At 44.5% G+C, this 9,474-nt stretch carries 7 protein-coding genes and 1 pseudogene; all 8 read right to left on the bottom strand.

Annotated elements, in window-relative coordinates; translation table 11 throughout:
• Positions 1–2,092: pseudogene (locus AC075J_RS16505) on the bottom strand (polyribonucleotide nucleotidyltransferase); the annotation flags it as partial.
• Positions 2,093–2,504: 412 nt separating this feature from the next.
• Complete coding sequence (gene rpsO, locus AC075J_RS16500; protein ID WP_008707580.1) at positions 2,505–2,771, bottom strand: 30S ribosomal protein S15; 267 nt, start codon at positions 2,769–2,771, stop codon at positions 2,505–2,507.
• A gap of 141 nt (positions 2,772–2,912) precedes the next feature.
• The gene (locus AC075J_RS16495; protein ID WP_025577184.1) at positions 2,913–3,809 is read right to left on the bottom strand and encodes a bifunctional riboflavin kinase/FAD synthetase; all 897 of its coding nucleotides are present in this window, start codon (positions 3,807–3,809) and stop codon (positions 2,913–2,915) included.
• A gap of 8 nt (positions 3,810–3,817) precedes the next feature.
• Positions 3,818–4,705: a tRNA pseudouridine(55) synthase TruB gene (gene truB, locus AC075J_RS16490; RefSeq protein ID WP_334297202.1), complete on the bottom strand. Its 888-nt coding sequence runs from the start codon at positions 4,703–4,705 to the stop codon at positions 3,818–3,820.
• Positions 4,702–5,664 carry a DHH family phosphoesterase gene (locus tag AC075J_RS16485; RefSeq protein WP_055200485.1) on the bottom strand — a complete coding sequence of 321 codons (963 nt, stop codon included), beginning with the start codon at positions 5,662–5,664 and terminating at the stop codon, positions 4,702–4,704. Before AC075J_RS16485 ends, truB begins: the two co-directional genes overlap by 4 nt.
• Before the next feature lie 14 nt (positions 5,665–5,678).
• The gene (gene rbfA / locus AC075J_RS16480; RefSeq protein WP_476390513.1) at positions 5,679–6,074 is read right to left on the bottom strand and encodes a 30S ribosome-binding factor RbfA; all 396 of its coding nucleotides are present in this window, start codon (positions 6,072–6,074) and stop codon (positions 5,679–5,681) included.
• 168 nt (positions 6,075–6,242) lie between these two features.
• Positions 6,243–9,083, bottom strand: coding sequence for a translation initiation factor IF-2 (gene infB / locus AC075J_RS16475; protein ID WP_476390512.1), 2,841 nt, complete (start codon positions 9,081–9,083; stop codon positions 6,243–6,245).
• 3 nt (positions 9,084–9,086) lie between these two features.
• Positions 9,087–9,425 carry a L7Ae/L30e/S12e/Gadd45 family ribosomal protein gene (locus tag AC075J_RS16470; RefSeq protein ID WP_008707587.1) on the bottom strand — a complete coding sequence of 113 codons (339 nt, stop codon included), beginning with the start codon at positions 9,423–9,425 and terminating at the stop codon, positions 9,087–9,089.
• Positions 9,426–9,474 lie beyond the last annotated feature (49 nt).

Raw genomic sequence — 9,474 nt, 5'->3', positions numbered from 1 at the left:
CGCTTCTTCCGGTACATCCTTCATGCTGAAACTGATTCTTCCCATCTTGTCTTTGCCAAGGCAGATAACCTTAACTTTATCACCAAGTGTGAGAACATCCTCAACACGATTGATTCTTTCTTTACAGATCTTGGAAATGTGTACCATTCCCTCTTTACCCGGTGCAAATTCAACGAATGCACCAAACTCTTTGATGCTGACAACTTTACCTGTAAAGATCTGTCCTGCTTCAAAATCAGTTGCAATGATCTTAACCATGTTAGCTGCCTCATCCATGCTCTTCTGATCAACTCCACAAATAGATACCGCACCTTCGTCTGTGATATCGATCTTAACACCTGTACGCTCGATGATCGTATTGATAGTCTTTCCTCTCTGACCTACAACATCACCGATCTTCTGAGGATCGATCTGGATCTGGATGATCTTCGGAGCATATTCGCCTACAGTTGTACGGGGAGCTGCGATGCATTTCTCCATAAACTTCTGTCAGGATATATTCTCTAGCTTCTTTTGTACGTCTGATTGCTTCTTCTACGATCGGTCTTGTCAGTCCATGGATCTTGATATCCATCTGGATTGCTGTGATACCGTCATGAGTTCCGGCTACCTTGAAGTCCATATCTCCGAAGAAGTCTTCAAGTCCCTGGATATCTGTCAGAACGATGTAATCATCATCTGTATCGCCTGTTACCAGACCACAGGAAATACCTGCTACCGGTTTTTTGATCGGTACACCGGCTGCCATCAGAGACATTGTGGATGCACAGATACTTGCCTGAGAAGTAGAACCATTGGATTCAAATGTCTCAGATACAGTACGGATCGCATATGGGAATTCCTCTTCGCTTGGAAGTACAGGAACTAATGCTCTCTCAGCAAGTGCACCATGTCCGATCTCACGACGTCCCGGTCCTCTGGATGGTTTTGTCTCACCTACAGAATAGGACGGGAAATTGTAGTGATGCATATATCTCTTTGAAGTTTCAAATTCGTCAAGTCCGTCAAGCTTCTGTGCTTCTGCAAGAGGAGCCAGAGTTGTGATGGTACAGATCTGTGTCTGTCCACGTGTGAACATAGCAGAACCATGTACTCTCGGGATAATATCTGTCTCTGCTGCCAGAGGACGAATCTGAGTAATGGCACGACCATCAGGACGTTTGTGGTCTTTTAAGATCATCTTGCGGACAGTCTTCTTCTGATACTGATATACAGCCTCACCCAGAACTGCAAGCCACTCTTCCTTGTCGGCAAAAGCTTCTTTCAGTTTCTCTGTTACCTGACGGATATTTTCTTCTCTTGTCTGTTTATCGTCAGAGAATACGGCAACTTCCATTTCTGCCGGAGGTACGACCTCTTTGATCGCTGCGAAAAGTTCTTCCGGAACTGCACATGATTCGTAGCTGTGTTTCGGTTTTCCGCATTCTTCTACGATCTTATCGATAAATTTAATGATCTCCTGGTTTACTTCATGAGCTTTATAGATAGCTTCGATCATCTTGTCTTCCGGAACTTCTTTTGCGCCGGCTTCGATCATGATTACTTTCTCTCTTGTGGAAGCTACTGTAAGCTGAAGGTCAGATACATCTTTCTGTGCCATGGTAGGGTTGATGATATATTCACCATTGATCAGACCAACCTGTGTGGTAGCACACGGACCATCAAACGGAATATCGGAAATGCAGGTTGCAATAGAGGAACCAAGCATAGCCGGAATCTCCGGATTACACTCAGGATCAACAGACATAACCATGTTTACCAGTGTTACGTCGTTTCTGTAGTCCTTCGGAAACAGAGGACGCATTGGTCTGTCGATCACGCGGGAAGTAAGGATTGCATGCTCGCTTGCTTTTCCCTCTCTCTTGTTAAATCCTCCTGGGATTTTGCCTACTGCATACATTTTCTCTTCATATTCAACGCTTAACGGGAAGAAATCAATTCCTTCTCTTGGCTCTTTGGATGCTGTTGCTGTAGATAAAACTGTAGTATCACCATAGTGCATTAATGCTGCACCGTTTGCCTGTTTTGCAACGCGGTTGATATCTACTGTCAAGGTTCTTCCGGCTAATTCCATGGAATAACTTTTGTACATATGTTCATTCTCCTTTTTTCATAATTCTGTTGTCATTTTCTGTTACCGTTCACTGCATGTCTGGTAACTACTTTATTCTTTTCAAATTTGTCTGTTCCGTCTGCTGACAATCTTGTCCATCAACGTTCAGACTTTTTATGAAATTGTCACATTAAAACAGGAGTCCGAAACAACTGAAAAAACTACTTTTCAGGCAAATATATCTGCCTGTTTTGTTACTTTCATATACAAAATAATCTTTTCAGTAGTCTCGGAAATAACTCCTGTCATGTTTCGCAGCTTCTGAATATGCAGATGCAGTCGAAACAACAAGCCACCGCAATCCTGAAAAACACCATATTTTACAGAACTGCCATATACATAAAAAGGGAGGCGGATGGAAATCCGCCCCCTTCCGCATACTAAAAGGCTATTATTTTCTTAAGCCTAATTTTTCAATCAGTGCACGGTATCTTTCGATGTCTGTTTTCTTCAGGTAAGCTAACAGTCCACGTCTCTGACCTACCATTTTCAGAAGACCACGTCTGGAGTGATGATCTTTATGGTTGCTCTGTAAATGCTCTGTAAGTTCCTGGATTCTTGCTGTAAGAACTGCTACCTGTACTTCCGGTGATCCTGTATCGCCTTCAGTTCTTGCATATTCTTTCATGATCGCTGCTTTCTTTTCTTTTGAAATCATTGTGATTTCCTCCTGTATTCTATAATTATTATTGATTGACCGCCACACATTAAGAGATGGTCGGAGCGTCCGGTCCCTGAACATGGGCTAAATTCACCTTGGTTAGTATAGCACATTGATTCTGGCGTGTAAACCTCTTTTTTACAAAGTTTCAAAATATTCCTGTCCCTTCACAGCATCCCTCTCCAGCTGTGCCTTCAGTGCCTCCAGCGAAGAAAACTTCTGTTCAGGTCTGAGGAATTTTTTGAAATCTACCTTGCAGTATTCCCCATACAGATCTTCATTGCAGTCAAACAGATATGTTTCCACACCAATAAACTTCTCGCCGCCAACAGTAGGCTTATGACCTACATTGGTAATCCCCTGATAACTTCTGTCTCTGAAATGGGATACTGTGATATAAACCCCGTTTGGAGGCATCAGTTTCTCTACCGGAGGGATCAGGTTGGTGGTCGGAAGCAGATATTTATGTCCCATTCCACGTCCATGTTCAACGATTCCTTCTACTGAGAAATCTGTTCCCATAAGGAAACGGAATTTTTCCATATTTCCTCTGTTCAGTTCTTCCCTGACAAAGGTACTACTAATCTTACGGCGTCCGTCCATTTCTTTTGGCAGGACTTCCGTATGAAATCCATATTTCTTTCCGAACTCTTTGAGCATGGCAGGAGTTCCTTTCCGCTCATAGCCAAAACGGAAATCCTCTCCAACTGCCACATAGGAAACCTGCAGATCTCCTATCAGTATTTCTTTTATAAAATTCTCTGCTTTCATGTGCCGTATTTTCTCTGTGAGCGGACATTCCAACAGTATATCCACTCCCATTTCTTCCAATATACGACATCTCTCTTCCTTTGTGAGGATTGTTCTTGAGGCAGTTCCAAGCGCAAGTACAACCGCCTGTGCACCTTCCTGTTTCTGCTCAATAATTTTCTCAACCAGTTTCTGATGTCCGCGGTGTATGCCGTCAAACTTCCCAAGTGTTACCGCACTGTGTGAAATTCTGGGAAAATCATTCTCAATCCTTAAATATTCCATCATGTCTCCTAAAACATTTTTACAGGGAAATACCTGTTTCTTTTCTCGTCCCACTGGTAAACTCCGGCAAAACTGCCTTCACTGCTGCACATACGGATCCATCCTTTTTTCTCCTGTGCATCGACCAGTGCCTGTACAAGAGGATTTCCATTAGCCAGAAGTCTGTCCCCTTCTTTTGTACAGCATACCCTTGGATACTCTGCAAGAATCTCCTCAATACCGAGGATTTTACTCTCTATGGTTCCTTCCTGCACTGCCTCTTCTGTCTGCGCCAGGGTAATGGCATCATCCAGTGTAAATCTGCCCACCTTTGTCCGCAAAAGACTTTCCATGGCAGCTCCACAGCCCAGCTTTTCCCCTATATCATGGCACAGAGTACGGATATAGGTTCCCTTGCTGCAGGTCACACGAAAACGCACCAGCGGAAAACTGATATCCAGAATTTCTATCTCATAAAAATGTACAGGTCTTGGTTTACGCTCCACAGTCTTGCCCTCTCTGGCAAGTTCATAGAGTTTCTTTCCATTGACCTTCAGTGCTGAATACATTGGCGGCACCTGCATATAGTCTCCCACAAAAGAACTGACCACTGTGCAAAGCTCTTCTTCTGTAACGGAAAGCTCTGTAGTCTGTGAGAGAACAGTTCCGCTCATATCCTGGGTATCCGTAACAACACCCAGACGCATCACTGCCTCATAAGTTTTCTCTTTATCTGTGATCATATCCACCAGACGGGTTGCTTTTCCCAGAGCCACCGGGAGCACTCCTTCTGCATCCGGATCAAGAGTTCCGGTATGTCCGATTTTCTTCATATGAAGGATTCCCCGAAGCTTTGCCACCACATCATGGGAAGTGAATCCTTTTTCCTTACGGATTACAATTACTCCATCCATCAGACTTCCTGCTCCTGAAACTGTTTGCAGATCTGTTCTGTCACATTGTTGATCACATCATACACAGAACCCTGAAGATCACATCCTGCTGCTCTCATATGACCGCCGCCGCCAAAATATACTGCAATCTTGCTTACATCCACATTTCCATTGGAACGCAGGGAAACTTTGAAAGACTGAGTTTCCACTTCATAGATAAACATGGCAACTTCCACTCCCGCTGTAAGGCGAAGCTGACTGACGATACCGTCCAGATCCTTGCCATCCACACCATAGAACTCCATGTCTCTTTTTTTAAGATATCCGATAATACATTTTCCATCCAGAAGCAGGATACTCTCTGCAAGAACACGCCCCATTACCTGATTCTGCACATAAGTTTTCTGATAGAAAGATTCGTCAATGATCTTACTGAAATTGAATCCTGTCTTCATCAGTTCCCCGGCAATACGCATGGTCTCCGGTGAAGTTGAAGAGTACTGAAATACCCCTGTGTCATGAACCATTCCCGTATAGATCGGCACTGCAATGGTACGGACCACTTTCTCAGGATCAAAAAGCCCATAGAGAACTTCACAGGCAGAGCTTACCTCTCCCCTGATATGATTCACCTGTGCAAATCCGGAGTTACTGATATGATGATCAATACATGCTGTTCTTTTTGCAGTGTCAAAATATGGACCTGCAATGGCAAGTCTGTCTTTTGCACTTACATCACAGGTAACAAAAAGGTCATACTCTTTGTCACCGTCCAGCTCTGTTTTAATCTCATCCATACAGTCAATATGTCCGAAAACAGGTTTGGGATTATCCAGGTACACATCTGCCTGAATTTCCGGATAATAGGTTTTTACATATAAATATAACGCCATACAGGAACCAACGCAGTCACCATCCGGACGGATATGTCCGCCGATTCCCATTGTTTTCACACCTTCCAGTATTTCCGCAATATTTTCCATGTTCTCATCCTCTTTTAATTCTCCTCCTGCTCCTCATCCTGTCTGTGGGAGTTGCTGTCTTTCTTGGTAACATCATCAATAAGCTTTGACATATTTACACCATACTCAATAGATTCGTCCAGGATAAAACGGATCTCCGGTGTATTTCTCAGGTTTAAATTACGCGCCAGCTGGCGTCTGATGTAGCCTTCTGCACTGTTCAGACCTTTGATCGTCGCTTCCTTTGCTTCTTTTTCACCCAGCACACTGATATATGCTCTGCAGGTTTTCAGATCAGGAGCCACTTCTACAGCCATGACAGAAGTCATCGGATGAATACGCGGGTCCTTGATCTCGTTGCGGATAATGGTGCTGAGTTCCTTCTGGACTTCCCCATTGATCCGGGTATTCTTAATACTGTTTTTTCTCATTTTAAGTTTTACTCCTATATATCCGGCAATTCTGTCAAATACTGTGAGCAATCCGGATCATCGACTATCCTGATCACATTATTCTCTGAATTACCACAATCAAGTCAAGGTGCGCACCACACTGTACCTGACACTATGAATCGCGCACCCTACCTTTATAAACCATTACTATCTCGGTACTTCTACCATGATATAAGCTTCTACTTTATCTTCCTCTTTCACATCGTTAAATCCGTCAAATACAAGGCCACATTCGTATCCTGCCTTAACTTCCTTAACATCGTCTTTGAATCTCTTCAGGGATGCAAGCTCACCTTCAAATACCTGCTCGCCTTCTCTGGAAATACGAACCTTGCAGTTTCTCTGGAAAATACCATCCAGAATGTAGCTTCCTGCAATCGTACCAACGCCGGATGCTTTGAACAGCTGACGCACTTCCGCATGACCGATAACTTTCTCCTCAAATATAGGATCAAGCATACCCTTCATGGCAGCTTCTACATCTTCGATTGCCTGATAAATAACTCTATACAGACGAAGATCTACACCTTCCTGCTCAGCAAGCTGTTTTGCGGTTGCATCCGGACGGACATTAAAGCCGATAATGATCGCATTTGATGTAGCCGCAAGACTTACGTCAGACTCATTGATCGCACCAACACCGCCATGGATCACCTTTACAACCACTTCTTCGTTGGAAAGTTTGGTCAGACTCTGTTTTACAGCTTCCACAGATCCCTGTACATCTGCTTTGACAATGAGCGGAAGTTCCTTCAGATCGCTTGCCTGAATCTGATCAAAGAGATTATCCAGAGATAATTTGCCCTTAGTCTCCTCAAGAAGACGGTTCTTGTTCTCAGATACAAATGCACCTGCAAAGTTCTTGGCTTCCTTATCACTGTCAAATGCAAGAAGAATTTCACCTGCATTCGGCACATCACCAAGTCCCAGGATTTCTACAGGAGTAGAAGGACCTGCTTCTTTAATCCTGCGTCCCTTATCATCCATCATGGCACGAACCTTACCATTGCATGCTCCTGCTGCAATAAAGTCTCCCACATGAAGAGTACCTTTCTGGACAAGGATTGTGGCAACCGGACCTTTACCTTTATCAAGCTGAGCCTCGATTACAAGACCTCTTGCAGAACGGTTTGGATTTGCCTTTAATTCACATACCTCGGCTGTAAGAAGGATCATCTCAAGAAGAGTATCGATTCCCTCTCCTGTATGTGCGGATACAGGAACAAAAATCGTACTTCCGCCCCAGTCTTCCGGAATCAGTTCATATTCAGAAAGTTCCTGTTTTACACGCTCAATATTAGCACTTGGCTTATCAATTTTGTTGATTGCAACTATGATCTCAACGCCTGCCGCCTTCGCATGGCTGATAGCCTCTACTGTCTGAGGCATCACACCATCATCAGCTGCTACAACCAGAACTGCAATATCTGTGGAGTTTGCACCACGCATACGCATAGCTGTGAAAGCTTCATGTCCAGGTGTATCCAGGAATGTGATCTTCTGTCCGCCAACCTCTACTACAGAAGCACCGATGTGCTGTGTGATACCGCCGGCTTCTCCACGTGTTACATTTGTCTTACGGATTGCATCCAGAAGAGATGTTTTACCATGGTCAACGTGCCCCATAACACAGACTACAGGTGGTCTTGAAACCATATCTTTTTCGTCTTCTTCATCCTCTTTGAGGAGTTCTTCGATAACGTCTACCTTCTCTTCCGGTTCTGCGATGATATCATATTCCAGAGCAATCTCCTGAGCTTTCTCAAAATCGATCTCATGGTTTACGGTAACCATCATACCCTGCATAAAAAGCTTCTTCACAATTACTGACGGCTGCATTTTCATAGCTTCTGCCAGTTCGCGGATCGTCATCTTCTCCGGAAGTGTGATTTCCTTAACCTCAGGTTTCTTCTCTTCCTGTTTTGGCTGCGGAGCCGGTTTCTGCAGAGCTTTCGGGATTCTGGAATTCTTATTGAATCCACCCTGATTTGGTCTGCGTCCGCCACTCTGTGTCTTATCAAAATCTTTTTTCTTGTTTTTGTTCTCTCTGTCTCTTTCTCTCTTGCTGTCTTTGGAAGTCTTTGTCAGTTCCGGTGCAAATGCCATATCGTCATTCTTTCTTGTATTCTGGCGCTGTCCCTGACGTCCCTGACTGCCGCCGAAGCGTCCGTCACGTCCTTCACTTCTGTTTCCGTCCGGACGACCCTGGCCATTGCCCTGCGGTCTTCCTCCCTGACGGTTTCCATCTCCCTGTGGTCTTCCCTGTCCGAAACGTCCTCCCTGACGATTTCCATCGCCCTGGAATCTTCCGCCCGGACGGCCCTGACCATCGCCCTGGGATCTTCCTTGGCCGAAACGTCCTCCCTGGCGGTTATCTCCCTGGGATCTTCCCTCGCCCTGAGGTCTTCCCTGACGGTTTCCTTCGCCCTGGTTTCTTCCCTGGCCAAAACGTCCTCCCTGGCGGTTATCTCCCTGGGATCTTCCTTCACCCTGAGGTCTTCCCTGACGGTTCTGTCCGTCCGGTCTTCTGTTGCCTGTACCTGGGCGGTCATTATTATTTCTTCTTGGTCTGTCACCGTCTGTTCTTGAACTGTCGGAATTTCTTCCTTCTGCATTTCTTGGTGAACCTGTTCTCTCGCCTTCAGCTTTCACAGGTTTCTTTCTTGTTTTTCCTCCGTCACTTGCATTCTGTGCATGAAAAACGCGGATAATATTTTTTTTCTTTTTAGGTGTTTCAGTTTTATCTCCTTCAGATTTTGCTGTTACAACCTTTTCTTCTGTCTTGGGAGTCTCCAATTTCGCAATATGCTCCTTTCCCCTGTTATTATTGTCTTTTCTGAATCTATTCTTTACTTCCGAAACCGCAGGCTCATCCACCATACTCATATGGCTTCTCACATCAACGCCTTTTGATTTCAGAAACTCGATCACTTCTCTGTTCTGTCGTCCAAGCTCTCTGGCCAGCTCATGTACTCTTAATTTTGACAATCGCTATACCTCCTTCATGATTGCTTTCGCAAAGTTCTCATCCTGAACAGCCAGACAGGCACGGTACTCCTTTCCCATTGCTCTGCCTAAGCTCTCTTTATCAGAGAAGAAGAAAATCGGAACTTCATAAAAACTGCACATATTCCTGAATTTCTTCTTTGTATTCTCGGAGGCATCCTCAGCAACGATCACAAGCAGTCCTTTTCCGGTCTTTACAGATTTCTCTGTGGAAAATTCTCCGCTTACGGTCTTGCCTGCTTTGGTAGCCAGCCCTATCAGTGACAGTACTCTGTTATTTTTCAATATCTTCCAGCTCCTTCTTAAGTCGTTCGTATACCTCATCCGGAACCGCAGTTTTCAGTGAACGCTCAAGTCCATGATTTTTAATCGC

It is taken from the genome of Blautia sp. ZXY-1-C6 (assembly GCF_056339875.1).
Note: the sequence above shows the minus strand (reverse complement) of the source record. Positions and strands in the feature narration are given on the sequence as shown.

Excerpts from the sequence above, each read along its gene's own strand:
- rpsO (WP_008707580.1), bottom strand. The coding sequence starts at position 2,771 with ATGATTTCAAAAGAAAAGAAAGCAGCGATCATGAAAGAATATGCAAGA.
- AC075J_RS16495 (WP_025577184.1), bottom strand. The coding sequence starts at position 3,809 with ATGGAATATTTAAGGATTGAGAATGATTTTCCCAGAATTTCACACAGT.
- AC075J_RS16485 (WP_055200485.1), bottom strand. The coding sequence starts at position 5,664 with ATGGAAAATATTGCGGAAATACTGGAAGGTGTGAAAACAATGGGAATC.
- rbfA (WP_476390513.1), bottom strand. The coding sequence starts at position 6,074 with ATGAGAAAAAACAGTATTAAGAATACCCGGATCAATGGGGAAGTCCAG.
- AC075J_RS16470 (WP_008707587.1), bottom strand. The coding sequence starts at position 9,425 with ATGAGGTATACGAACGACTTAAGAAGGAGCTGGAAGATATTGAAAAAT.